This window comes from Dietzia aurantiaca (assembly GCF_021033825.1).
Classification (GTDB): domain Bacteria; phylum Actinomycetota; class Actinomycetes; order Mycobacteriales; family Mycobacteriaceae; genus Dietzia; species Dietzia aurantiaca.
Genome location: NZ_JAIFXZ010000020.1, coordinates 13,999 through 39,673 on the forward strand (window position 1 = coordinate 13,999; position 25,675 = coordinate 39,673).

Consider the following 25,675-nt stretch of genomic DNA (forward strand, 5'->3'; position numbering starts at 1 on the left):
GCGCGCGTGTGACGCGTCGCGCGGGCGCGAACGGGGCTGGAGCCTCGTCGCGCCTGGCACGCGGCCGCGGTGAGGTATACGACGACGACGACGAGGTCATCGGGCGCCGAGGATGCCCACAGCCCCGGGCCCGTCCTCCGCGCTCTGCCCGAGGGGTGACTGAGGCGGGAGGAGCCGGTGAGGGCGCAGCGGCGTTCCCGGGTGGTTGCTCGAAATGAACTCACCGGCGCCGGAGGCATATAGCTCCGACGCCGGTGAGTGTTCGTCGTACGCGCCTTTCAGGAGCGCACGGCTGTGGGTCCGCGGTTCACCGACCGAGGGCGGTTCAGCGGCCCGCCGGTTCCATGATCGGCTCGGGTGCGGCCGGTGCGGTCTCGGCGGCCTCCTCCAGGCGCTGCTCGTCGATCACGCCCTCGTCGTTGATGGCGCCGGCCTTCACCGCCTCGCCCACGGTGATGCGGGACTGCACGTCGGTCTTGGTGTCTGCGGTGGGTGCGGTGAAGTCGAACTGGTCGAGGTCGGTGCGCAGCAGGAAGACGTTGTAGGCATCCCACGTGGAGAGTGCGTAGTAGAGGTACCTCCCGTCCGAGGTGATCGACTCCGGGTGGATCATCGGCGCGTAGGCGTTGGGGAACATGCGCCGGTCGACCAGAGTCTGGGGCTCGGACCAGGGGCCCTGCGGTCCGTTTGCGACGCGCATCGAGACGACGCCGCTCGCCATCGAGGTCAAGGCCACGTACTTGTCCAGATGCTCGTTGTACGCCACGGAAAGCTCCTCGACCGGTCGAGGAAGGACCTCGTAGCCGGTCGGCTCGTTGGCCCAGGCGCCTTCTCCCCCGTACCACTCGTATGCGGTGGGGTCCTCGATCTTGTCGAGATCCACACGCGCGAGCGTGGCCGGCCCGCGACGGCCGGACGGGGTCATGTACTCGTACAGGTGGCCGTCGGCCTCGAGGAAGGCGCTCATCTGCATGCCGTACCAGCCGTCCTGGTCGACTGCGGGCAGGTTCTCAGCGGTGGGTGGCGTATCGAAGTCCACTGTCGGGTTCCACCCGGTGAAGTCGGTGACGCGGCGCATCGAGTCGGTGAGTACCGTCCAGTTGGCGCCGTGGTCCTCCGACGTCACCAGCGCGGAGTAGTTGGTGTTCCAGCCACCCGGGGCGTTCCAGTCCCGCACGGACATGACGCGCATGTACATGGTGCCGCCGACACTGATCGCGGCGGTGGGGATCACCGTCACCTCGCCGACGCCGTTCGCCTGATGGGCGCCCTGGACCAACGCCGCGGCGTCACCGTTCGGGGCGGTGGGCCGCGCCCCGGTGATCTTCAGACCGTTCGTGGGTGTGCCGGACTGCGCCGTGAGCATGACGTTGGACCGCCAGCTGTTGTCCGTCAGGGTGCAGTCGCCGAAGGTGTCCCCGAACATCACCATCGTCTCGTCGCCGTGCTCGAACATGATCCCGAGGTCCGTGCCGTGGATGTTGTACACGGAATCGGTCTTGGCGGGGCTGGTGGGGCCGGTGACCAGTTGGAGTACGGACGTGGCGCCCTTCAGGACGGGGATCGTGCCCTGGTCACTGGTGATCCACCGCGGGAAGTCGCGCACGGAGGAGGCCGCGACACCGGCCACGGAATTCGCGGCGTTGGCGAGTGAACCGGCGGTGAGGTTCAGGCCCAGCGAGCCGGGCGGGAAGTTGCCGAGGAAATTGTTGCACGGCCCGCTCTGGGACCCGGTCGATCCGGCTGAGCCGCTCGACCCGGGCGCTCCGGCGGAGCCGAGCGAGCCCGAGGACTGGGCGGCGGCGGTGACCGGGGCCACGAGGGATACCGACATGACGGCCACGGGCACGGTGAGGAGTAGCGAGTTGATCGCTGAACGACGACGCATAAGGGGGAGTTTAGGGGAGTTGGTTATTGGGGTGCACATTGATGGGTCACTTACACTCCAGGCATGTTGATGGTGGGTCTGACCGGAGGGATCGGTGCCGGTAAGTCGACGGTGACCGCGGTGCTCGCTGAGGCCGGGGCGGTGATCGTCGACGCGGACCGGATCGCACGTGAGGTGGTGGAACCGGGCACGCCGGGCCTGGCCATGCTCGTCGCCGAGTTCGGCGAGCAGATCCTCGGCGTGGACGGGGCACTGGACCGGGCGGCCCTGGCGCGGCTGGCGTTCGTGGACGCGGGGCGCACCGCCGCGCTCAACGCGATCACGCACCCGTTGATCGGCCAGCGCACCGCCGAACTGTTCGGCACGGCGCCGGAGGAGGCGATCGTCGTGCACGACATGCCGTTGCTCGTCGAGGGCGGGATGACCCCGGGATACAACCTGGTGATCGTGGTGGACACGCCCGCCGATATCCGCCTGCGGCGACTCGTCGAGCAACGCGGAATGCCCGAGGACGACGCACGGGCCCGCATGTCCCGTCAGGCGACGGACGAGCAGCGGCGGGCGGTCGCCGACGTCCTGCTCGACAACTCGGGGGAGCGTCAGGTCGTCGCGGACCTGACGCGATCGCTCGTCGAGTCCCGGCTGCTGCCGTTCGAGCACAATCTTCGGACCGGCACTCCGGTGATAGGGGATCGGGCGGTCGTGCCGTTCCGTCCCGAGTGGGCGGGCGAGGCGGAGCGGGCGTCGGCGCGGCTGGGCCACGTCCTGGGGGAGGTCGCCGTGCGGATCGACCACGTCGGTCCGACCTCGGTGGGCGGACTCGATGCGCCGGACATCATCGATATCCAGGTGACGGTCCGTGACGAGGCGGGCCGGGACGCGGCACTGCGCGCGCTCACCGCCGCGGGCTGGGTGCGGGACCGTTCGAGCGAACGCCCGCTGTTCCACTGGTGCGATCCCGCGCGGCCCGTCGAGGTGTCGGTCATCGCGGAGGACGATCCGGAACACGAGTTCTCGTTGCTCATGTCGGAGGTGATCGCCGATGATCCCGCGGCCCGCGAGGAGTACGCCGGCATCCTTCGACGTGCGGATCGCGAGGAGACGCGGCAGTGGGAGCGCGCGCGATGCGCGTCTGCGCGGTCCTGACCGGAAACGATGCCGCGCGGTCCTGAGTAACCGAGGACCGGGCATCTGAAGGCCCGGCTGTCGCCGGGCCTTCAGAGCATCGTCGGATCACTCGGTCGGGACTACCCCGTTCACCAGTTCGGAGACCGGAACCTGTCGTACGACCTCGGACTGTGCGGGCGACGCGGCCCTCGCGGACCGCAGAGCGGAGGGGGCCGGGAACAGCTCGTTCAGGTCGGTGCGCACGAGGAACACGTTGTACGCGTTCCAGGTGGTGACCAGGTAGTACAGATCTTCACCTTGCGCCCACGGGTGCATGAAACCCCCGTATACGCCCGGCAGCATCGAGTAATCGATCAGGGCGGTCGTCTCGCTCCACGGCCCCTCCGGGCGGTCCGCGGTGCGCATGACGATCGAGTCGAACCCCTTGGAGTACATTGCCGTGTACTTTCCCAGGTGCTCGTTCCACATGGTCGACAGCTCGCTGGCGGGGGCGGGCATCACGACCGTGGCGTCCTCGATGTCGGACACCCACGCCTCCGCGTCCCCGTCCCAGTAGTCGTAACCCGCCGGATCGAGCACGCCCGTGAGAAGTGTGTCGTCGGTGAGGTCGTCGTCGCCGAGTTCGGCAGCGGTGGGGGAGTCGCCCGTCGCCACCCGCGCCAGGATCACCGCGCCCTGCCGGCCCGAGGGCGTCAGATACTCGTACAGGTAGTCGTCGTCCTCGCCCTTGACGAACGAGCTCATCTGTGCGCCGCGCCAGGAGCTGTCGACGGCGGGTGCGCCGTCGCCGACCGGCACCGCGTCGGTGATCGGCCGGGCCATCTCGGGCACGGGGGTCCAGTTCTCGCCGTTGTCGGTGGAGTAGGCGATGCCCGAGTAGTTCGTCGTCCACGATCCCGGCTGTCCCCAGTGCGCCACCGACATGTAGCGCAGGTACTGCACCCCGTTGACGGAGATGCCCGCGGTGGGGATGATCGTCACCTCGCCGGGCTGGTCGGCCCGCGGCACGATCGACTTGGCGAGCCCGTCGGGATTCATCGCGGCGGAGTCGATGGTGATGCCATCGTCCAGCACGGCGTCGCCGGAGCGGAACAGGACGTTGGAGCGCCACTGGTTGCCGGGCACGGAGCAGTCGCCCATGGTGTCGCCGAAGGCCATGAGGATCTCGCGATCGTCGGCGTCGCCGTTGTCCCACATGATGCCCAGGTCGGTTCCCCCGACCCCGTACTTGGCGATGGACTCGGTGGGACTGGTCGGGCCGGTGACCAGCTGCAGGAACTGGGTGGGGCCGCGGAGGACGGGCACGGTGCCCTCCTCTCCGGTGATCCACGGCGGCATCCCGTAGACGGAGCCCACGAGCGGATCGAGCGACCCGGAGAGACCGTTGCCGACCGAGCCGGTCTCGAGCTCCTGCACGAGCGACCCGGACCGGTCCGCTGACCCCATCGACCCGGAAGCCGAGCCCAGGAACCCGGAGTCGCCGGTTGAACCGAGCGACCCGAGGGAGCCGGTGGCCATCCCCGCGCCGGTCCGGTGTTCGAGTAGCGAGCCGAAGTTGCCGAACATCTCGCTGCAGGGTCCGGCGTCGGCCGTGCCCGCGCCGAGTGTGCTGACGACCGTCACGGTGGCGGCCGCGGTCACGGTGGCAGCGGCGGCCGAGGCGAGGCGCCGGGCGAGGGAGGGGGTGAGGGGGCGGGTCATGTACTAGGCCTCCGGGAGGGGGATTCTGTCGACGAGAACGGTCTCGCCGGTGTCTGCGGGGTCGGGGGTGTCGCGGGTCCAGCTGTCGTCGGCGGCGCGCATGCGGGCCGCCGCGGACGGCGCCGTCCGCGCGGGGAGCTCATCGAGATCCGTCTTCATGAGGAAGACGTTGTAGGCATCCCACGTGGACAGCGTGAAATACAGATCATCCCCGTTCGTCTTGATCGCGGGACTCCAGGGGTGCGCGAACGCCCCGTACAGGGTGGGGAGATGGTCGTACGACAGGAGGATGTCCCTGCCCGACCACGGTCCCTCGGGCGTCGCCGCCCGGCGCATCACGACGTCGTTGTTGTGGTCGGTGTACAGGGAGATGAACTGTCCGAGGTGCTCACTCCAGGAGACCGACAGTTCGCTCACCCGGCCGTCGAGCACCACCTTCGCGGCGTCCTGATCCGTCACCCAGCCGGTGCCGTCCCAGAATTCGTAGGCGTCCATGTCCTCGATCGACGCCTCGTCGACGCGGGCGAGGATCGCCGAGCCGTTGCGGCCCGACGGGGTCAGGTACTCGTAGACGTGCCCGTCGTCTTTGAGAAAGGCGCTCATCTGCCCGGCGGTGTGTGCGGAGTGCGGTTCCCCGAGAGCGGGCGGGACCAGCGCCGGATCGCCTGTCCCCGTACGAGCGGTGCCGGCGACCTCGGTCCAGTTCTCGCCGTTGTCGGTGGACTTTGCCAGGGCCGAGTAGTTGGTGGTCCACTCGCCGGGTGCGCCCCACGCGCGCACGGACATGTAGCGCACGTACTGGGTCGTCCCCACGGCGACGCCCGCGGTCGGGATCACCGTGGTCTCACCCGGGACGTTCTGGCGGGGCAGGATCGACTTGGCCATGCCCGCGCGTTCCATCGGGGCGTCGTCGATGCGCATGCCATCGGACAGGTCGCGGTCCGAGGAGCGGAAGAGGATGTTACTGCGCCACTGGTCGCCGTCGACGCTGCAGTCGCCCATGGTGTCGCCGAGCGCCATGTGCACCTGATTCTTCCCCCGGGCGTTGCCGTTCTCCCAGAGGATGCCCAGGTCGGTGCCGGTGATCGCGAAGCGGTCCACGGTGTCGTTGGGGCTGGTGGGCCCGGTCAGGAGCTCGACGGTGGTGGTGCGGCCCTCCAGCACGGGGATGTACCCCGACTCGCCGTTGTGCCACGGGGTGGCGGGGTTCGACGGCGCCGCGGACGAACCGCCGAGGCTGCTCGAGCCGCCCCCGCCAGTGCCCGACGGCGGCCAGGGGTCGCAGGGGGCTGCGGCCGCGATCGGCGCGGCGAGTGAGAGGGTCCCTGCCGCGAGGGCGGTGGCGGTGGCCATCGCCGCGGGTCGGCGCCCGATGCGGTGTCCGGGGCGGTGGGAAGTATGACGACGACGAGGTTCATTGATCACAGGGCGACTCCATACGGACGAGCACGATTCACGCCGATTCATGGACCGGGCGGCGATGCGGGCGGTGGAGGCGTAAACACTAGACGAGCGGGACGCGTCGCAGGCTCGTATCCTGGATGTCATGGCTTTCGCGACCGAGATCCCCGACGACGGGATCCCCGTCGACCCGACTGTCCTGTCTTACTCGGAGTTCCGTCCGATCGGCGATATCGAGCGCAGTACGGACCGCTTCGAGGTGGTCAGCGAGTTCACGCCGTCGGGCGACCAACCCACGGCGATCACGGAGCTGGCCGAGCGGCTGGGCCGGGGTGAGCGGGATACGGTCCTGCTCGGCGCGACCGGTACCGGCAAGTCCGCCACCACGGCGTGGCTCATCGAGCAGGTGCAGCGACCGACACTGGTGATGGCCCCCAACAAGACGCTCGCGGCGCAGCTCGCCAACGAGTTGAGGGAGATGCTGCCCAACAACGCGGTCGAGTACTTCGTGTCGTACTACGACTACTACCAACCCGAGGCGTACATCGCCCAGACGGACACCTTCATCGAGAAGGACTCCTCCATCAACGACGATGTGGAGCGGCTCCGGCACTCGGCCACGTCCTCGCTGTTGTCTCGCCGCGACGTCGTCGTCGTCAGTTCCGTCTCCTGTATCTACGGCCTGGGCACCCCGCAGTCCTACCTCGACCGCTCAGTGGCGCTGTCGGTGGGGCAGGAGGTCGACCGCGACCAGCTGCTCCGGCTCCTCGTGGACGTGCAGTACGAGCGTAACGACGTCTCCATGACGCGCGGGACGTTCCGGGCCAAGGGCGACACCGTCGACATCATCCCCACCTACGAGGAACTCGCCGTCCGCATCGAGTTCTTCGGCGACGAGGTCGACGCCCTGTACTACATCCACCCGCTCACCGGGGACGTGGTGCGCAAGGTCGACGAGGTGCGCATCTTCCCGGCCACCCACTACGTCGCGGGTCCGGAGCGCATGGCCAAGGCGATCGCCTCCATCGAGGAGGAACTGGAGGGGCGGCTCGCGGAACTGGAGAACCAGGGCAAGCTGCTCGAGGCCCAGCGGCTGCGCATGCGCACCACCTACGACATCGAGATGATGCAGCAGGTCGGCTTCTGCTCCGGCATCGAGAACTACTCGCGGCACATCGACGGGCGCGCGGCGGGCAGTTCGCCGGCGACGCTGATCGACTATTTCCCGGAGGATTTCCTCACGGTGATCGACGAGTCCCATGTGACCGTCCCCCAGATCGGGGCGATGTACGAGGGCGACGCCTCCCGCAAGCGCAATCTCGTGGACTTCGGGTTCCGGCTGCCGTCCGCGTTGGACAACCGGCCGCTCACCTGGGAGGAGTTCTCCGAGCGGGTGGGGCAGACCGTCTACCTGTCCGCCACGCCGGGCAACTACGAGATGGGGCAGACCGGCGGCGAGTTCGTCGAGCAGGTGATTCGTCCGACCGGGCTGGTCGACCCGAAGGTGGTGGTCAAGCCGACACAGGGCCAGATCGATGACCTGGTGGGGGAGATCCGGGCGCGCGCCGAACGCGACGAGCGGGTGCTGGTCACCACGCTGACCAAGAAGATGGCCGAGGATCTCACCGACTACCTGCTCGAACTGGGCGTTCGCGTGCGCTACCTGCACTCGGAGATCGACACGCTGCAGCGCGTGGAGCTGCTGCGTGATCTGCGGCGCGGCGAGTACGACGTGCTGGTGGGCATCAACCTCCTCCGCGAGGGGCTCGACCTGCCGGAGGTTTCGCTGGTGGCGATCCTCGACGCGGACAAGGAGGGCTTCCTCCGGTCGAGCACCTCGCTCATCCAGACCATCGGTCGTGCGGCGCGAAACGTCTCCGGCGAGGTCCACATGTACGCGGACCGGATCACCGACTCCATGAAGCACGCGATGGAGGAGACCGATCGGCGCCGCGAGAAGCAACTCGCCTACAACGCCGAGCACGGGATCGACCCGCAGCCGCTGCGTAAGAAGATCGCCGACATCCTCGATCGGGTCGGGGAGGATCGGCCCCTGACGGGCGATGTCCAGGAGCGCCCCGAACTCGTCGGCGCCCGCGCGGTGGGCGATGCCGCCCGTCCCCGGCAGGAGCTGGAGAAGCTCATCGAGGAGATGACCGAGCAGATGGTTTCTGCGGCTACAGATCTGCGGTTTGAGCTGGCCGGACGCCTCCGGGACGAGATCGCCGAGCTCCGTAAGGAACTCAAGGGCATGCGCGAGGCCGGTATCGAGTGATACCTCACCTGTGATGTGACACGCTTACCCCCTACGGTGGCGGTCTCTGCCGTCTACGCTGGATGAAACGTGTTCCCTAGGAGAGGACTGAGAATGAGCGCCTACACCAAGGTGATCGTGGGGACGGACGGGTCCGAGTCGTCGTACCGTGCGGTCGAACGTGCCGCGGTTCTGGCGGCCGACGCGTCCGCGACCCTGGTGGTGGCCTGCGCGTACGTGCCGGCCGATCAGCGGTCGGTCAGCCAGGTGGCGGATCAGATGGGCGAGGACGCCTACCAGATCCGTGGCGACAATCCCGCCGAGGACATCGTCCGCGGCGCCAAGGACAGGGCCCACGCCGCCGGCGCCACCGAAATCGAGGTGCGCACCGTCAAGGGGGCCCCGGTCGAGTCGCTCATCTCCCTGGCGGAGGAGACCGGCGCCGACCTACTGGTCGTGGGCAACAAGGGTCTCAACTCGCTCACCGGTCGGCTCCTGGGTTCGGTGCCCGCAGACGCCGCGCGACGCGCCACCTGCGACGTGCTCATCGTCCACACCACCTAGCAGCACGCCCGGCCAGGGAACCGCGGGCACCGTCCGGCACGGTACTCCGGGGGCGGGGCGCTCGGCTTGAATCGCGGCCGGCCGGATCAGTCGCAGAGGTGGGCCCGGCTGGCCTCCACGATGGTGCGACCGACCCGGTCGGTGTCCTGGTCCCTGCTCTGCGTGGCGATCGCGCTGCTGAGGGGGCGGATCTGGTCGAGAATGGTCTCGGTGTCGACACCTTCCGCTGTGTTCTCGCAGATCCCGATCCCCACCTCGACAGTGGTTTCGGCGCTCATGCCGGTCGGCAGCCCGAACTCCGCGAGATCGTCGAGGAACGCCTGCTCGGCGTCGGTCCTCGTCTCCGGTGCGGGATCCGCAGTTGCCTGCGCGCTGTTCGCTTTCACGGAGGTGGGGGAGTCGGTGGCGGTCTCCGAGGCCTCCTCGGCCGTCTGCCCGCACCCGCCGGCGGCCACCGCGAGGACGAGGAGGGCCGGCAGCACCCGGGCGCGATCCGGAACGGACCTCATGCGGTGAGTTCCTCTCTGCTGCCGGCCAGCGTGTCCCGGACCTCCGTGAGCAGGGGGCCGAAACCTCCTGGCTGGGCCAGGACCAGCTCCTGCGTCGCCCGGGTCGTACCCACGTAGAGGTCCTGGAGACCCTGTGGCGAGCGTGCCAGGATCTGTTCGGGATCGATCACCACCACCACGTCGAACTCGAGCCCCTTGGCCAACGCCAGCGGCAACACGGACGTGCCCGGGCGGGCGCGCTCAACCGCCTCGCGTAGATCCGGATAACCGGTCGACGCGGCGGAATCGTTCACACGACCACCGTCGGCGGTGCCGTGACCGTCCTCCGAGTGGACGCCGTTGTCGTCGTCGTACTCGTTCCCGTCCGGGACCACCACCGCCACCGCCCGCTCGGGCGATACGGCGGTGACCCGCTCCACCACCAGATCCACCAACGACGCGGCGTCCGGTTCCGCCCACTCCACCGGGTGCCGGCCCTGACGGACCGGACGCGGCGACGTCGCCGCGGGGTCGATCTCGGCGAGCAACGCCTCGGCCACAGCCGACACGGTCGCCGGGGTCCGGTAGTTGACGGTGAGCTCGCACAGCACCCACCGGTCGTCCACATACGGCGACAGCGCGTCGCCCCACGAGTCGATACCCGCCGGGCTCGACGTCTGGGCCACATCGCCCACCAGGGTCATCCAGCGATTGGGGGAGCGGCGCATGAGAGTGCGCCACGCCATCGCCGACAGCTCCTGCGCCTCGTCGATGATCACGTGCCCGAACGCCCACGTCCGGTCAGCACCGGCGCGGTCCGCGACGGTGAGATCGGAATCCGCGCTGTGCCGACGGGCCAGCGACTCCGCATCCACCACGTCGTACGCCATGAGCACCTCGGGGTCGAGATCGTCCTCGATGTCCTGGACCGCGGAACCGGTGAGGATCTCGAGTGCCTCCTCCGCCTGACGGACCTGCTCGGCCCACGCGCGATCGGCCTCGGTGCCCTCCTCCGACGGGTCGTCGCCGAGGAGCTCCGCCAGCTCGTCCAACAGCGGGACGTCGGCCACCGAGAAGGCGTAACCGTCCTCGCGGAACAGCGCCTCCTGGTCCTCTGCCACATAGTCGCCGGCGGCCTCGGTGATCCGCTCACGACTCGACAGGAGCTCCGCGAGAAGCCGCTCGGGTCGCAGTACCGGCCACCACTCGTCGATGGCCTCGCCCACCTCGACGGACTCCTCGACCTCCGTCCGGAGTGCGGCCCGGTCCTCGGCGTCCAGCAGGGGACGGGCCGGATCGCCCAGATCGCCCAGGCCGTCGCCCCGGGGTGCCCACGCCTCGTCCTCCGCGTCACCCACGGGATCGGTCAGCGCGGCCATGTACTGCTCGGTCAGTGCCTCCGTGATCCGCGTCGCGAACGCGTCCCGCGCCTGATTGTGCGGGCGGCGCGTCATCCGGGCCCGGCCGCGCGCGGCGCGGACCGTCGCCGGTTCCAGGACCAGCCGGTGGCCGTCGACGTGGACCTCCACCTCGTCCGCGGGGGCGAGCTGGCGTGACCGCACCGCGGCCCTGAGGATGTCGACTATCGCCTCCGAGCCCTTGACCTCTTCGCCCCGTAGGGACTCGGGACCGGTCGCCCGGACCCCGGGGTAGAGGTCCCCGAGAGTCCGCAGCACGACCCCCGACTCGCCGAGGGACGGGAGGACGCGGGCGATGTAGTCGAGGAACCGTGGGTTCGGGCCCACGATGAGCACACCGCTGCGGTCCAGCCGCTGGCGATGGGTGTAGAGCAGGTAGGCGGCGCGATGGAGCGCCACGGCGGTCTTCCCGGTGCCGGGGCCGCCCTGGACCACCAAAACGCCGGAGTGCGGGTTACGGATGATCTCGTCCTGCTCGCGCTGGATGGTGGCGACGATGTCCGTCATGTGGCCGGAACGGGCGGCGTCCAGCGCCTCGAGCAACGCGGACTCGCCCACCACGTCGTCGTGGTCCTCCGGCACGTCGCCGTCAACCGGGGCGGTGAGGAACTCATCGTGCACGCCGATCACCCGGCGGCCGATCGTGCGCAGATGGCGCCGCCTGTGGGCCCCCTCCGGGCGGGCCGTCGTGGCCAGGTAGAAGGGTCGGCTGTGGTCGGCGCGCCAGTCGAGGAGAAGCGTCGTGAGGTCCTCGTCGTCGTCCCTCAGTCCCACGCGGCCGATCCGGCGGACCTCGCCGTCCTCCATGTCCAGGCGCCCGAAGTACAGGCCCAGGTTGGCGGCGTTGAAGGACGCGAGCTCCGACGAGTACAGGCGGGCGAACGACTCGCGCTCGGATCGGGCCTGGGGCGTCCCTCCCGTCCCGCGGAGAACGGCGTCGAGCCGCGCGCGGGTGTCCTTGCGCAACTCCTCGAGCCGGTCGAGGAGTCGACCGAGGTGTTCTTGCTCCTCGGCGAGGGCATCGTTTCCCGTCACGGGCGCTCCTTCCCTGGTGGACGGCTCTGGGCAGGACGTCCAGGCTACCGGTATTCGCGACAGGACCGACGACGACGACCCCGCCCGTCGACGGGCGGGGTCGTCACTGGACCCGGGCGGCCCAGGGTGGGCCGGGGTGGCGTCAGGGCGCGATGGCCCGGGCCGCCTTCTTGCGAAGTTTGTCGCTCTTCTTCCGGGCGTCGGCGCCGGCCTTGCGGGCACGCTTCTCGGTCTTGCCGCCCCGCTTCTCGGCCGCCTTGCGGGCGTCCTTTGCGGTCTTGCGTACGGCCGAGGTGTCGATCTCCTCGACCCGGTCGGCCACGTTCGCCGCCACGGACCCGGCGCGGTCACGCGCCTGCGCGGCGAGCGGTCCGGCCTCCTCCGCGGCGAGGTGTGCGGCGGTGGTGGCGCGCTCTCGTGCCTCTGCCGCGTACGGGGCGACCTGCTCGCGGGCATCGGCGACGCGGTCGCGCACCTGAGCGGCGATGACCGGGGCCTTGGACTTCACCAGTCCGGCGATGCCCGACGCCTGGTCACGAACCTGCTCGGCCACCTCGGGGGCACGCTCGCGAACCTGTTCGGCCACCTCGGGCGCCTTGTCGCGGACGGTGTCGGCCGCGTCGCGCGCCTGGTCGGCCACGGTGTGCGCCACCCCGGCGACAGCCGAGCCGGCGGTGAGGGCCTCCGCCTTCGCCCCGGGCAACCTGGCCGCGACCTTGTCCCTGGCCTTGCCGGCGCGCCAGGCCAGCCCCGGCTGGCCGGCGGTGTCGGCGGAGGCGATCAGCAGTGCGCCGAGCAGTGCGACATCGGTTGCCAGGCCGGTCGTCTTACGGCTGCGCGCCGCCGGATCGGACTCCGTCCAGAACGCGTGACGACTGACCGTCGAGGGCACATGTGACGCGGTCAGGGCGAGGGCCGACAACCGCGGCGCCTTGCCCAGGGCGAAGAGAGCGCCCGCGCCGATCTTGACCCCGGCGAGTGCCTTGACGAGGGTCTCGGTGTCCTTGGGGACGGGCGGCACGGTCGTGTTGACGCGCTCGTTGACCGCCTGCTCCCCCTTCTCCACCAGCGGGGTGGCCTGGTCGACCAGCGGAGCCGCATCGGCGACATGGGTCTGGGGGTTACGCAACGTCTCGATGCCGTCGATGACGAAAACCGAGGCGAGCATTGGTCGTGCGAGTCGTCGGATCATCGTTCCTCCTGAATCAGTGGGAGTGCGTGCTCGAACCTAGTGCGAACTCGGGTGCGGCGCCTCCGATCGCGTCATCCCGGGTCGGTGTCGACGACGCCCGACAGGGGTTGGGCTGCGGGAATCGTGTGACGAGTGGGATTGATAACGATTCGGAAATGGTCGCCGCGACGGTTCGGTCGGGCAGCTGGAGCGGCGATCACCGATCTCCTTCTCCCGTCACCAGCCGCGGTCCCGCCACTCGGCCAGGTGCGGGCGCTCGGCCCCCACGGTGGTGTCGTCGCCGTGCCCGGGGTGGACCACCACGTCGTCCTCGAGCACAGCGAACACCCGCGACTCCAGGTCGCTCATGAGACGGTCGAAGTCCTCCGGTGAGCCGGTCTTGCCCGGGCCGCCGGGGAACAGCGAATCACCCGAGATCAGGTGGGTGCCCTCGTCCGTCCTCAGCAGCAGGGCGATGCCGTCCGGGGTGTGCCCGCGCAACCCGATCACCTCGAGCCGCAGATCGCCGACGGTGAGCTGATCCCCATGGGACGCATGACGATCGGTGGGTATGTCGATCGACCCGGCGTCACCAGGGGAGGCGATGGTGGTGAGACCGAGCGCCTCCACCGTCTCCGCGAGCCCGATCCAGTGGTCGGCGTGCAGGTGGGTCGTGAGCACCTCCTTGAGCGACGGGGCGTGCTCACGCAGGTGGGCGACCAGCTGAGGCGCGTCGTTGGCCGCGTCGACGAGGAGGACGTCGCCCGTCGCGACCGACTCGACGATGTACACGTTGTTGTCCATCTCGCCGACGGAGATCTTGGTCAGGCGGGCAGGACCCACGGTCCAGCGCTCGCCGGTGAGACGGCCGTCGAGACGGCCGGTGTAACCCTCGGTGAGGGTGATTCGGTCAGGGATTGGCGTGGTGGAAGTCGACATAGCTGCAGGCTACCGACGCCGCCGGTGGTCGGGGACCGGAAACATGTCGGACGACGTTGGTACCTTCGTGTGCGGGAACGGCGGCCATGCTGCACGTACGGCAATGTGGCGACCTCCCCCCGGAAGGAGAACCCCCATGGTGGACCGGCTGGTCGTCCGCGGCGCGCGTGAGCACAACCTCAAGGGCGTGGATATCGACGTCCCCCGAGAGGCGTTGATCGTGTTCACCGGTCTGTCGGGGTCGGGCAAATCCTCGCTGGCGTTCGACACGATCTTCGCGGAGGGGCAGCGGCGCTATGTCGAGTCCCTCTCGGCGTATGCGCGGATGTTCCTCGGCCAGATGGACAAGCCGGATGTCGACTTCATCGAGGGCCTCTCCCCGGCGGTGTCGATCGACCAGAAGTCCACCAACCGGAACCCGCGCTCGACCGTCGGCACCATCACCGAGGTGTACGACTATCTCCGGTTGCTGTACGCCCGGGCCGGCGTCCCGCACTGTCCCACCTGTGGTGAGGAGGTGTCGCGGCAGACTCCCCAGCAGATCGTCGACCAGATCCTGGAGGGCGAGGAGGGCGTCCGCTTCCAGGTCCTGGCGCCGGTGGTCCGTACACGCAAGGGCGAGTTCGTGGACCTCTTCGCCCAGCTCGCCGCGGACGGGTACAGCCGCGTCCGGGTGGACGGGGAACTGCACACCCTCGCGGAGCCCCCGACGCTGAAGAAGCAGGAGAAGCACGACATCGAGGTGGTGGTGGACCGTCTCGCCGCCAAGCCGTCCGCACGGCAGCGGCTCACCGATTCCGTGGAGACCGCGCTCGGCCTCGCGGACGGTGTGATCGTGATCGACTACGTGGATCTCGAGGAATCGGACTCGGGCCGGCGTCGGCGCTTCTCCGAGCACATGGCCTGCCCCAACGGTCACCCCATCGCCCTGGACGACATGGAGCCCCGGGCGTTCTCGTTCAACTCGCCGTACGGTGCGTGCCCGGTGTGTGACGGTCTCGGATCGCACCTCGAGGTCGATCCGGACCTGGTGGTACCCGATCCGGAGGTCTCTCTCGCGGACGGTGCGATCGCCCCGTGGGCGGGCGGCCAGAGCGCGGACTACTTCCAGCAACTCCTGACCGGACTTGCTGACGACATGGGTTTCGATCTCCGCACCCCGTGGCAGGACCTGCCCGCGAAGGTGCGTAAGGCCGTTCTCGGCGGTGCCTCGACCAAGGTCCGCGTGCGCTACCGCAACCGCTACGGGCGGGTGCGGACGTACGACGCCAAGTTCGAGGGCGTCATGTCGTTCCTCAAGCGCCGGCTCGAGCAGACCGAATCGGAGTCGCAGAAGGAGCGGTACCAGGGCTACATGCGCGAGGTGCCGTGTCCCGCGTGCGAGGGCACCCGTCTCAAGCCCGAGATCCTCGCGGTGACCCTGAGCGGTCACGGCGGGCACGAGCGCTCGATCGCCGACATCAGCAGGATGTCCGTCGCGGACTGCGCAGCCTTCCTCGACGGGCTCGAACTGAACGCCCGGCAGGCCATGATCGCCGGCCGCGTGCTCAAGGAGATCCAGGCGCGCATGGGCTTCCTGCTCGACGTCGGGCTGGACTACCTGTCGCTCGACCGCGTTGCCGGAAGCCTGTCGGGCGGCGAGGCACAGCGCATCCGGCTGGCCACCCAGATCGGTTCGGGTCTGGCGGGGGTGCTCTACGTGCTCGACGAGCCGTCCATCGGGCTCCACCAGCGCGACAACCGACGCCTCATCGACACCCTGGTGCGTCTGAGGGACCTCGGGAACACCCTCCTGGTGGTCGAACACGACGAGGACACGATCAGGGCCGCCGACTGGATCGTCGATATCGGACCTCTCGCCGGCGAGCACGGTGGCCGGGTCGTCCACTCCGGTGACTACGAGGGGCTGCTGGCCAACACCGAATCACTCACCGGTGACTACCTCGCCGGTCGACGCTCCATCGCGCTCCCGCAGTCTCGCCGTGAACGCGATCCGGACAAGCAGTTGCGGGTGCGTGGCGCCCGCGAGAACAACCTCAGGAACGTGGACGTGGTGTTCCCCGGCGGCGTGCTGTGTGCGGTCACGGGAGTATCCGGATCGGGCAAGTCGACCCTGGTCAACGACATCCTCGCGACGGCGCTGGCCAACCAGCTCAACCGGGCCCGGCAGGTCCCGGGGAGGCACTCCGGGATCGACGGCGTGGAGTCCTTCGACAAGTTGGTGCAGGTGGACCAGTCGCCGATCGGCCGGACGCCCCGGTCCAACCCGGCCACCTACACGGGCGTGTTCGACAAGATCCGCACCCTTTTCGCCGCCACCACCGAGGCCAAGGTCCGGGGCTACAAGCAGGGGCGGTTCTCGTTCAACGTCAAGGGCGGCCGCTGCGAGGCGTGCCAGGGCGACGGCACGTTGAAGATCGAGATGAACTTCCTGCCGGACGTCTACGTCCCGTGCGAGGTCTGCCACGGAGCGCGGTACAACCGCGAGACCCTCGAGGTGCACTACAAGGGCAAGACCATCGCCGAGGTGTTGGACATGCCGATCGAGGAGGCCTGTGAGTTCTTCGAGCCCATCACCTCGATCCACCGCTACCTCAAGACGCTCACCCAGGTCGGTCTGGGATACGTGCGGCTCGGTCAGTCCGCACCCACACTGTCCGGCGGCGAGGCGCAACGCGTCAAGCTCGCCGCCGAGCTGCAGAAGCGATCCAGCGGACGGACCGTCTATATCCTCGACGAGCCCACCACGGGCCTGCACTTCGAGGACATCACCAAGCTTCTCCTGGTCATCCAGGGGCTGGTGGACAAGGGCAACACGGTGATCGTCATCGAGCACAACCTCGATGTCATCAAGAGCGCCGACTGGGTTATCGACATGGGGCCCGAGGGTGGTGCAGGCGGCGGAATGGTGGTCGCCGAGGGCACGCCTGAACAGGTGGCGCGGGTGCCGGAGAGTCACACCGGGCGCTTCCTCGCCGAGATCCTGCCCGCCGGATCGCCGAACGGTGAGGACGCAGCGGGTGATTCAGCACCGGGCCCGGCCACGAAGCCGGCGGCCAAGAAGGCCCCGGCCAAGACCGCGGCGAAAAAGTCCGCGGCCAACGCGACACCCGAGAAGTCCACTTCAACGAAGTCGGCAGGGCAGAAGACCCCGGCGCAGAAGACCGCGGCCAAGGCCGCGCGCAAGGCCAGGTCGCTTCGCTGACACGCAAGGGCCGCCCCGGAGCGTTTCTGTCCCGGGGCGGCCCTGACGTGCGTGGGCGGGTTCACGAACCCGCGAGGGGTGAGTTAGTAGACGGGGCCGGTGAACTTCTCCCCGGGTCCCTCGCCGGGCGGATCGGGGTAGGCGCTGGCCTCGCGGAAGGCGCGCTGTAGGCCCTGCAGACCGTCGCGCACCACGCTCGCCTGCGGGCCGAGGTGCTCGGCGGATCCGGCGACGAGGCCGGCCAGGGCGGTGACGAGCTTGCGGGCCTCGTCGAGATCGAGGTGGGCACTGGCCGTCGGCTCATCGTCGGAGAGTCCGAGCTTCTCCGCGGCCGCGCTCATGAGAACGACGATGGACCGGAAGATGACTTCCTGAGCGGAGACGTCGGCCAGATCGACGATCTCGACCTCACGGGCATCGACGTGCTCCTCGAGGGGGCTGTCCGAGGCCTGGTCGGCGGATGCTGGCTGGTCGGTGGTCATGGCGAATACTGTCCCACGGACGGCCCGGTCGCGCGTGCACGGGCACCGGTTTGGGGGTCCCCGCCGAACCTGGTAGTCTGTACCTCGACTGTGGGATCCCGTTAGGCAACGGGGTCCATCGTCCAAGAGGAGCCTGATCTCCCACCATCCGACGCCAGTAGGTTGTTTGATGGTCACCACCCCCGCCGAGGGGTCTGCGAAGTATGGCAGACGTGTCTTCGACGAGGGTGAGGAGTGAGAGGCCCCGGGTATTCGTACCGTGGGGCCTTTCTCGGTTTTCCCGACGTTCGTCGGGGCGGCCGGGGTCCCTCGAGGGCGCAGGTGCGATCACGCGAGTGGTCGACAGCACACACGCACCGTTACTACCGAGGAGGGCCCATCAGCGCCGAAGCACGTATCAACGAACGAATCCGTGTCCCCGAAGTCCGACTCGTCGGCCCCGGGGGCGAGCAGGTGGGGATCGTTCGCGTCGAGGATGCACTTCGTCTGGCCCTGGAGGCCGATCTGGACCTCGTCGAGGTCGCGCCCAACGCCCGTCCGCCGGTCTGCAAGATCATGGACTACGGCAAGTTCAAGTACGAGGCCGCGCAGAAGGAACGCGAGGCCCGGAAGAACCAGCAGCAGACCGTCGTGAAGGAGCAGAAGCTCCGTCCGAAGATCGACACGCATGACTACGAGACCAAGAAGGGGAACGTCGTCCGTTTCCTGGAGAAGGGCTCCAAGGTCAAGGTCACGATCATGTTCCGCGGCCGTGAGCAGTCGCGGCCCGAGCTCGGGTTCCGTCTGCTGCAGCGGCTCGCGGACGACATCACCGACTACGGATACGTCGAGACCAGCGCCAAGCAGGACGGCCGCAACATGACGATGGTCGTGGCCCCCCATCGCGGCGCGAAGACCCGCGCCAAGGCGCAGGACTCGAAGGTCACCGACCCCGCTTCGGAGTAGTCCGCCCGGCTCTGAAACGCCCAACCAGACCCCGGACGTCCGCCGTCCGCCCCCCGAGACCCCACCGGGTCCCGGGACGAACCATGTGAGGAAGACCGATCATGCCGAAGATGAAGACCCACAAGGGCACCGCCAAGCGTTTCCGGAAGACCGGAACCGGCAAGCTGGTCCGCCAGCAGGCCAACCGCCGCCACATCATGGAGAAGAAGCCCACCAAGCGCACCCGTCGTCTCGACGGCCGCACGGACGTCGCCCCGGCCGACGTGCCCCGCATCAAGCGGCTCCTCGGGCTCTGAGCCTCTTCCCATACGTAGAACTTTCGGTCACCGCAGCAGGTGGCCACCCCAGACCAGTGAGGATTGACCAGTGGCACGCGTGAAGAGGGCCGTCAACGGCCAGAAGAAGCGTCGGACCGTACTCGAGTCCACCAAGGGCTACCGCGGGCAGCGTTCGCGGCTGTACCGCAAGGCCAAGGAGCAGATGCTCCACTCGATGAACTACAGCTACCGCGATCGTCGCCAGCGCAAGGGCGACTTCCGCAAGCTGTGGATCTCGCGCATCAACGCGGCGGCCCGCGCCAACGACATGACGTACAACCGCTTCGTCCAGGGCCTCAAGCTCGCCGGCGTCGAGGTCGACCGCAAGGTCCTCGCCGATCTCGCCGTCACCGACCCGGCCGCCTTCACGGCGCTGGTCGAGGTCGCCCGCAAGGCCCTCCCGGCCGACGTCAACGCCCCGGCGGCCTGACGTCCGCGAATTGACGCATCACACCTCGCCCGAGCAGGGCACGCAGAAACGACCCGCGGATCCGTTCACCGAACGGACCCCGCGGGTCGTTTCTGCGTCGAAGCTCCACCGGGCGGCATCCAGACGTAAGGTCGGCCGCTTCCTCGCGGAGGGCGCGAACTCGGTCGAGGCGGCCCTGGCGACCGACCGTGCGCTGGAGGTCTTCTGCGACGAGGACGCTGCCGATCGGTTCGCCGCCCTCATCGACACGGCCCGCGGACGCGGGGTTCGGGTCTCCATGGTGACCGCGCGGGCGATGCGGTCCCTCGCGGATACCGTGACGCCGTCCGGGATCGTCGCGCTGTGTCGGACCCTCGTCGTCGAATCCGGGCAGGATCCGGCCGACACCGCGGGGCCGCACCCGGCACGACTCGTGGCGATCGGGCAGGCCCTGGCCGAACCCGGCAACGTCGGCACGCTCGTCCGCGTCTCGGATGCGCTCGGCGCCGACGCGGTATGGCTCACCGAGGGCTCGGTGGATCCCGAGAACCCCAAGGCGGTCCGCGCCTCCGCGGGGAGTCTTTTCCATCTACCGATCGTGCGGGGCATCGCCGAGTCGGGGTTGGCTGCGCGCGCCCACGCCAGCGGGTTGCAGATCGCCGTGGCGACCGCCGACGGCGAGGTGAACATCGAGCGCGCCGACGAGATCCTGTCGCGCCCGACCGCCTGGATCTTCGGCAATGAGGCGCACGGGGTGCCCGCTGCGCTGGCCGCGGCCGCCGACGTGCGGGTCCGCATCCCGATCCGAGGGCGAGCGGAGAGCCTGAACATCGTCACCGCCGCCTCGATCTGCCTCCACACCAGCGCCCGTCTGCAGGGCGCCGGGTAGTGACGGCCACGTTGACGGCACGCGGGGTCGGGGCCACCCGCGGTGCACGAACGCTCTTCGACGGACTCGATCTCGTCGTCTCCGCCGGTGACGTCTGGGGACTGACCGGCCCCAACGGTGCCGGTAAATCCACGCTGCTCCACGCGCTCGCCGGTGCTCCCGATGCGGAGATGTCCGGTCGGATCACCGTGAGTCCACCGGAGGCGACCGTCGGTGTGTTGCGCCAGGAGGTGGAGAGCGACGACGACGAGCTCGTCCGTTCACTCCTGCATCGGGTCACCGGTGTGGCGCGAGCCCGGACGCTCATGGACGGTTTGGCCGAGCAGATGGCGGAGTCGGACGTGGCCGCCGAGGCCTACGGGGATGCCCTCGAGCGATGGCTGGCGCTCGGAGGCGGCGACCTCGACGAGCGGATCCCGGTTGTGGCTGCACGACTCGGGCTCGAGGAGCAGGTTCTGGGCCTACCGGTCGCGGCGCTGTCCGGTGGGCAGGCGGCCCGGGTCAACCTCGCGGCGGTACTGCTCAGTCAGTACGAAATCCTGCTGTTGGACGAGCCGACCAACGACCTCGACCTGGCGGGACTCGACGTGCTCGAGGAGTTCATGCGATCCGAGCGGCGGCCGATGGTCGTGGTCAGTCATGACCGTGAGTTCCTCGCCCGCTGCGTCACGGGGATCGTCGAGCTCGATGCCGCGCAGCGACAGATCACCGTGTTCGACGGCGGGTACGAGTCGTATCTGACCGAGCGGGCGCTGGCCCGTCAGCGCGCCCGCGAGGCGTATGAGGAGTATGCAGGGCGGGTCGATCAGCTCGCCGATCGCATCCAGACGCAGAAGACGTGGCTGGACAAGGGCGTGCGCAACACGATGCGTAAATCCGGTGGTAGGGATGCCGAGCGCGACAAGCACATCCGCAACCGGGCCGGGCAGCGATCGGAGAAGCAGGCGGCCAAGATCTCGCAGTCCGAGCGGGCCATGGAGCGGCTCGAGGTGGTGGCCGAGCCCCGCAAGGAGTGGGAGCTGCGGATGGAGATCGCGTCGGCACCGCGTTCCGGCTCGGTGGTGGCCGTGCTCGACGAGGCGCTCGCCCGACAGGGCGACTTCGTGCTGGGCCCGGTGACGCTGCAGATCGATGCCGGCGACCGGGTCCTCATCAGCGGCGCCAACGGGTCCGGAAAGTCGACACTGCTCTCGCTTGTCCTGGGCGATCGCGCGCCGGGGTCCGGGCGGGTCACCCTCGGCTCCTCCGTCGAGGCGGGGCGGGTCGATCAGGCGCGCGCCGCGTTCGCCGGCCCGGAGGGGCTCCTCGACGTCTTCTGCGCCGCTGCTGACCCGGACGGGGCCGACCCCACCGAGGCCCGGACGCTGCTCGCCAAGTTCGGACTCGGCGGCGAGCACGTGTCGCGACTGTGCGATTCACTCTCACCGGGCGAGCGGACCCGTGCGGCGCTGGCTCTCCTGCAGCACCGCGGCGTGAATCTGCTGGTGCTGGACGAGCCCACCAACCACCTGGACCTGCCCGCCATCGAGCAGCTCGAGGAGGCGGTCGAGACCTTCGACGGCACGGTCCTGCTCGTGACCCATGACCGACGTATGCGTGATGCCTTCCGATCGACTCGTGAGCTCCTGGTGGACGCGGGCACCGTTCGCGAGCAACGCTGACCCGGCGGCGGGCGGAAGGCTTGTGAGCTGAGACAGCCGCCGGTCAGAGGCCGGGCGAGACACACCCCGAGGGCGGGAGGACCGGCCGGTAGCGGTGCCCGATCCCCGGGTCCGCGGAGTCGGACCCCGGAAGTGCGGAGAGCACACGGAGAGCCCGCACCGGGTTGCGGAGGAGGTCCCGACCGAGCTCAGCGACCGGGTCGTCGGGATTGACCTCGCTGACCGTGCAGCGGGCCAACGGTTCGGATCCGGCCGGAGGTGCCGCGGAGGGCGCCGCTGCCGCAGACGGTGCCGCTGATGCCGTGGCCATCGTTGCCGACCCGGGACGACCCTGCCAGAGTGCGACGTCGACGAGACCGGCGACCGCGGGGTCACGCAGCGCCGCCACTCCGGCCTGCGCCCCCAGGCTCAACCCGTGGACCACCAGTCTCGGACGGTCGTCGTGGGGGAGTGCACGGAGCCGCGACGTGATCTCGGCGAGGATCGCGTGCGCGGAGTCGGCCGCCAACTCCGGCCGGAGCGAGTACACGGCCGCCGAGGGCGCGGACGAATAACGCATCGCCACCGTCGCCACGTCACCCCCGGACCAGTCCTCGATCGCCGTCACCTGCGCCGGGTCCACCCACCCCGATCCGGTGGGGATGGTCACCAGCAGGACGGACCGGTCGAATCCGCCGGCGCCGACGAGGGCGTCGGTGGTCAGCCGCGCCGCGTGGCCCGGATCGAGGCCGGGGTGGTCGCCGTATACGCGGATGGCCGACGACGCGGCCCGGTCGTTCAGGACGAGCCGAGGATCAGCTGCCAACGGCCCCGAGTCGAGTGCCCACCACAGGGCGGACCCCAGCGCGCCGACCAGCGCGTACGCGATCACGGCGTACAACGTGACCCGTGCGACGACCCGGGTCACCACGGCAGCGTTTCCTCGACGGGCGCACCGTGCCTCTGGCGCACGGTGTTGAGCTGGACGGCCGCGTGGGCGATGTCCGCCATCACCGTGCACGCCGTGCGACCCTCGCACGAGTCGTGCAGCTGCCGCGCGAGGAGGGCGTCGAGGTCGGACCGGAGCCCGGGTGGGATCGGGACCCGGTGTCGGTGCGCCACGCGCAGAAGGTCGTAGCCCAGGTCGTGTACGCGGCAGGCGGGTTCGAACGATCGCGGGAGCGGCACCGGGGACGAGCAGTCGCCTGTGCGCTTGGCGGCCGACGCCTGCTCCACCACCGGTTCGTAGCCGAGGTCGAAGGCCACGGCGGGGACCACCATGTCGGCGCCAGGGGTGCCGTCCGCGATCTTCCGCGCGGCGGCCAGGGCGGCGATCGCCGTATCGCTGTCTTTGCCGGTGTCGGCGTCGGCGTCGGTGCCGTGCGGGCGAGTGAGATCGGTGTGCGCGGCGTGGCCCGGGGCCGCGGGCGCCGGTGCGGCCCCGGCGACGGTACCGGCGAAGAACCCGATGACGACGACGCCCGCCACCGCCGCACCTACACCGGCAACGGCGCGGGACCCCGGTCCGCGGGACCGGCTCGCGGTGCCCGAGCGGTGGTCACCGGCCGGCCGGTTCGAGGTGTGCGGGACGGCGGGCGGGTTCGGGTGCTTCGGAGGTGGGGTCATGAGGGCGAAATTAGGAACACCGACCCGCCGGGCGGATCCCCTCCGGAGGTGATCTCGAGGTCACTCTTCGGGGGTAGCCCGCTCGGGGGACGGCGAAGTCACTCCGCAGAGGGATGCCCGGGTACGGCGTCGCGCATACCGTCATGGCCATGCGATCAGAAGACGACCGGCGCACCGCCGAACCCGACAACGCGGGGCCCCGCACGGTGGAGGCCCGCGCCCGGGATCGCCGTGCCGGCCTCGTCGGCGTGCTGCGACCTCACGCGGGGGACCTCGCCCTCGTCGTGCTCGCGCTCGTCTTCTTCGCGGTGGCCTGGCCCACCTACTTCATCACCCACTCGGCGTGGACGGTGCTCGTGCCGATCATCGCCGCGCTGGGGGCTCTCCCGGTGGCGATGGCGCGCCGTGCGCCGCTCCTCGCCTGGGGTGCGGTCGCCGTTGCGTGTGCGGTGTCGGTGCCGCTGCGGGCCGAGTCGACATTCGCCCTGGGCTGGCCGGTCGTGTTCCATCTCGCGCTGGCCGTGTGTCTGGCCGCGGTGATCCTCGTCGAACGACCGGTGCGGGTCGCGGTCGCGGTCGGGGTGACCATCCTGCTCATGGCGCTCAACCCCGGCGCGGAGGTGTCCGTGGGCTGGATGATCGGGGCCGCGGTCTTCTCGGCGGTGGTACTCCTCGTGCGGTGGCTGGCGGTATCGCGCCGCCAGCTGGAGAACTCGAACCTGCGCCTGGCACGAGAGTCCGAGCGGACCCTCCGGCAGTCCGAACTGCGCTTGCTGGCCGAGGAACGCAACCACCTCGCGCGGGATCTGCACGATGTGGTGGCCCACCAGATGTCCATGATCGTGGTCCAGTCCCAGTCGGCGCCGTACCGACTCCAGGGCGTCACGCCGGCCGCCCACGCCGAGTTCGACTCGATCGCCGAGACGGCCCGCGCGGCGCTCGACGAGGTGCGGGGCCTTCTGGGGGTGCTGCGCACAGACGCGGAGAACCCGATGGTAGAACCCGTCGGGGTCGCGCAGATCGAGCCCACCCTCCGCGCCGCACGCCGCTCGGGCGTCGACATCACCTGGCAGCTGGGTGGGCAGATGGACACGATCGACGAGACCGCCGGCGTGGTCCTGCACCGCGTGCTCCAGGAGAGTCTGGCCAATGCCGCCCGCCATGCGCCGGGCGGGCTCGTCGTCGTCTCCCTCGCGGTCTCCACGGTCGACGCGGACGGGGCGCCACCCGCGGTGACCCTCGAGGTGGACAGCGGCCCGGCGGCGCCGGGCGCCCTCGTCGCACCCGGTGAGGGCGGCGGGTCCGGGATCGCGGGGATGTCCGCCCGGGTCCGGGCCGTCGGCGGGGCGTTCGCGGCTCTCCCGGCTTCCGACGGTGGCTTCACCGTCACCGCGACGGTTCCGCTCAGGGACGGGACGGGACGGGGCCCGGGACGCGGACCCGGTCGCGTCTAGGCTGATCCCTATGTCCATCTCCGTACTGATCGCCGACGACCAGGCGATGGTGCGACAGGGTTTCGCCGCGCTGCTCGGGTCGCAGCCGGACATCAGGGTCATCGGCGACGCGGCGGACGGCGCCGAGGCGGTCGGGAAAGTGGAGGCGCTCCGCCCCGACGTGGTGTTCATGGACGTCCGCATGCCGGAGATGGACGGGCTCGAGGCCGCGCGCCGCATACTCGGTTCCGGGATCGACCCGGCCCCGCGGATCATCATGCTCACCACCTTCGATCTCGACGACTACGTGTACGAGGCGCTGCGGATCGGATGCTCCGGATTCCTGCTCAAGGACGCGCCCGCCGAGGAGCTGTTCCGGGCCGTCCGGGTCGCCGTCACCGGTGAGGCGCTGCTGGCGCCGACCGTCACCCGCCGGCTGATCGAGGACGTGGTGACCCGGGGCCGCCGCCCGCGCCGCGAGCCGGCGGAGCTCACCTCCCTCACGCCGCGGGAACGCGAGACCGTCGAGCAGATCGCCACCGGGCGGTCCAATGCCGAGATCGCCGGTGTGCTGTTCATCTCGGAGGAGACCGTCAAGACCCACGTACGGCGGGTCCTGCAGAAACTGCGGCTGCGGGACCGCGCTCAGGTGGTCGTGTACGCCTACGAGAACGGGGTGGTCTGAGCAGGACACGGGGCAGGGGGCGCAAACGCGAATCGACTAGGCTGTCCGGCGATGCAC

General features: G+C 69.7%; 21 protein-coding genes. 11 read left to right on the forward strand and 10 right to left on the reverse strand.

The window, feature by feature from the left end; translation table 11 throughout:
* Positions 1–325: 325 nt before the first annotated feature.
* The gene (locus K3888_RS16235) at positions 326–1,888 is read right to left on the reverse strand and encodes a glycoside hydrolase family 183 protein (protein ID WP_230931323.1); all 1,563 of its coding nucleotides are present in this window, start codon (positions 1,886–1,888) and stop codon (positions 326–328) included.
* Positions 1,889–1,951: 63 nt separating this feature from the next.
* Between K3888_RS16235 and coaE the strand changes: the two genes are divergently transcribed.
* Positions 1,952–3,034 carry a dephospho-CoA kinase gene (coaE, locus tag K3888_RS16240; RefSeq protein ID WP_230931324.1) on the forward strand — a complete coding sequence of 361 codons (1,083 nt, stop codon included), beginning with the start codon at positions 1,952–1,954 and terminating at the stop codon, positions 3,032–3,034.
* Positions 3,035–3,121: 87 nt separating this feature from the next.
* Here coaE and K3888_RS16245 read toward each other — a convergent pair whose 3' ends face one another.
* Together K3888_RS16245 and K3888_RS16250 are read right to left on the reverse strand one after the other, a co-directional pair.
* Positions 3,122–4,717 carry a glycoside hydrolase family 183 protein gene (locus K3888_RS16245; protein ID WP_230931325.1) on the reverse strand — a complete coding sequence of 532 codons (1,596 nt, stop codon included), beginning with the start codon at positions 4,715–4,717 and terminating at the stop codon, positions 3,122–3,124.
* 3 nt (positions 4,718–4,720) lie between these two features.
* A complete protein-coding gene (locus K3888_RS16250) occupies positions 4,721–6,142 on the reverse strand; it encodes a glycoside hydrolase family 183 protein (protein WP_308282012.1) in 1,422 nt (473 codons plus the stop codon).
* Between the two features lie 121 nt (positions 6,143–6,263).
* On the opposite strand from K3888_RS16250, the gene uvrB reads away from it, so the two are divergent.
* Positions 6,264–8,393: an excinuclease ABC subunit UvrB gene (gene uvrB, locus K3888_RS16255; RefSeq protein ID WP_230931326.1), complete on the forward strand. Its 2,130-nt coding sequence runs from the start codon at positions 6,264–6,266 to the stop codon at positions 8,391–8,393.
* A gap of 93 nt (positions 8,394–8,486) precedes the next feature.
* Complete coding sequence (locus K3888_RS16260; protein WP_230931327.1) at positions 8,487–8,936, forward strand: universal stress protein; 450 nt, start codon at positions 8,487–8,489, stop codon at positions 8,934–8,936.
* Positions 8,937–9,022: 86 nt separating this feature from the next.
* Here the strand turns inward: K3888_RS16260 and K3888_RS16265 are convergent, their stop codons facing one another.
* The 4 genes from K3888_RS16265 to K3888_RS16280 form a co-directional block, all read right to left on the reverse strand.
* Positions 9,023–9,445, reverse strand: a complete 423-nt coding sequence (locus tag K3888_RS16265) for a DUF732 domain-containing protein (protein ID WP_230931328.1) — start codon at positions 9,443–9,445, stop codon at positions 9,023–9,025.
* Complete coding sequence (locus K3888_RS16270) at positions 9,442–11,877, reverse strand: HelD family protein (protein WP_230931329.1); 2,436 nt, start codon at positions 11,875–11,877, stop codon at positions 9,442–9,444. Before K3888_RS16270 ends, K3888_RS16265 begins: the two co-directional genes overlap by 4 nt.
* 142 nt (positions 11,878–12,019) lie before the next feature.
* Positions 12,020–13,069 (reverse strand): DoxX family protein, encoded by a 1,050-nt coding sequence (locus K3888_RS16275; protein WP_230931330.1) that lies wholly within the window; start codon positions 13,067–13,069, stop codon positions 12,020–12,022.
* A 216-nt stretch (positions 13,070–13,285) separates the two neighbouring features.
* Positions 13,286–13,987, reverse strand: coding sequence for an MBL fold metallo-hydrolase (locus tag K3888_RS16280; RefSeq protein WP_230931331.1), 702 nt, complete (start codon positions 13,985–13,987; stop codon positions 13,286–13,288).
* Positions 13,988–14,123: 136 nt separating this feature from the next.
* On the opposite strand from K3888_RS16280, the gene uvrA reads away from it, so the two are divergent.
* Complete coding sequence (uvrA, locus tag K3888_RS16285; RefSeq protein WP_230931332.1) at positions 14,124–17,192, forward strand: excinuclease ABC subunit UvrA; 3,069 nt, start codon at positions 14,124–14,126, stop codon at positions 17,190–17,192.
* 83 nt (positions 17,193–17,275) lie between these two features.
* Here uvrA and K3888_RS16290 read toward each other — a convergent pair whose 3' ends face one another.
* Complete coding sequence (locus tag K3888_RS16290) at positions 17,276–17,674, reverse strand: DUF1844 domain-containing protein (RefSeq protein WP_230931333.1); 399 nt, start codon at positions 17,672–17,674, stop codon at positions 17,276–17,278.
* 321 nt (positions 17,675–17,995) lie between these two features.
* Between K3888_RS16290 and infC the strand changes: the two genes are divergently transcribed.
* From infC to K3888_RS16315, 5 genes are all read left to right on the forward strand, one after another.
* Positions 17,996–18,619, forward strand: coding sequence for a translation initiation factor IF-3 (gene infC, locus K3888_RS16295; protein ID WP_230931334.1), 624 nt, complete (start codon positions 17,996–17,998; stop codon positions 18,617–18,619).
* Positions 18,620–18,720: 101 nt separating this feature from the next.
* Positions 18,721–18,915, forward strand: a complete 195-nt coding sequence (gene rpmI / locus K3888_RS16300) for a 50S ribosomal protein L35 (RefSeq protein ID WP_007630819.1) — start codon at positions 18,721–18,723, stop codon at positions 18,913–18,915.
* 70 nt (positions 18,916–18,985) lie between these two features.
* A complete protein-coding gene (rplT, locus tag K3888_RS16305) occupies positions 18,986–19,366 on the forward strand; it encodes a 50S ribosomal protein L20 (protein ID WP_182632080.1) in 381 nt (126 codons plus the stop codon).
* Between the two features lie 10 nt (positions 19,367–19,376).
* The gene (locus K3888_RS16310) at positions 19,377–20,234 is read left to right on the forward strand and encodes a TrmH family RNA methyltransferase (RefSeq protein WP_230931335.1); all 858 of its coding nucleotides are present in this window, start codon (positions 19,377–19,379) and stop codon (positions 20,232–20,234) included.
* On the forward strand, positions 20,234–21,895 hold the full coding sequence (locus K3888_RS16315; RefSeq protein ID WP_230931336.1) for an ABC-F family ATP-binding cassette domain-containing protein: 1,662 nt from the start codon (positions 20,234–20,236) through the stop codon (positions 21,893–21,895). The genes K3888_RS16310 and K3888_RS16315 overlap by 1 nt, the downstream gene beginning before the upstream one ends.
* 43 nt (positions 21,896–21,938) lie before the next feature.
* Here K3888_RS16315 and K3888_RS16320 read toward each other — a convergent pair whose 3' ends face one another.
* Both K3888_RS16320 and K3888_RS16325 read right to left on the reverse strand, forming a co-directional pair.
* On the reverse strand, positions 21,939–22,802 hold the full coding sequence (locus K3888_RS16320; RefSeq protein ID WP_230931337.1) for an alpha/beta-hydrolase family protein: 864 nt from the start codon (positions 22,800–22,802) through the stop codon (positions 21,939–21,941).
* Positions 22,799–23,500, reverse strand: a complete 702-nt coding sequence (locus tag K3888_RS16325; RefSeq protein ID WP_230931338.1) for a phospholipase — start codon at positions 23,498–23,500, stop codon at positions 22,799–22,801. Before K3888_RS16325 ends, K3888_RS16320 begins: the two co-directional genes overlap by 4 nt.
* A gap of 149 nt (positions 23,501–23,649) precedes the next feature.
* Here K3888_RS16325 and K3888_RS16330 point away from each other — a divergent pair, with 149 nt between their 5' ends.
* Both K3888_RS16330 and K3888_RS16335 read left to right on the forward strand, forming a co-directional pair.
* Entirely contained in the window at positions 23,650–24,954 is a 1,305-nt protein-coding gene (locus K3888_RS16330; protein ID WP_230931339.1) for a sensor histidine kinase, read from the forward strand.
* 10 nt (positions 24,955–24,964) lie between these two features.
* The gene (locus tag K3888_RS16335) at positions 24,965–25,618 is read left to right on the forward strand and encodes a response regulator (RefSeq protein ID WP_230931340.1); all 654 of its coding nucleotides are present in this window, start codon (positions 24,965–24,967) and stop codon (positions 25,616–25,618) included.
* The last annotated feature ends 57 nt before the right edge of the window (positions 25,619–25,675 follow it).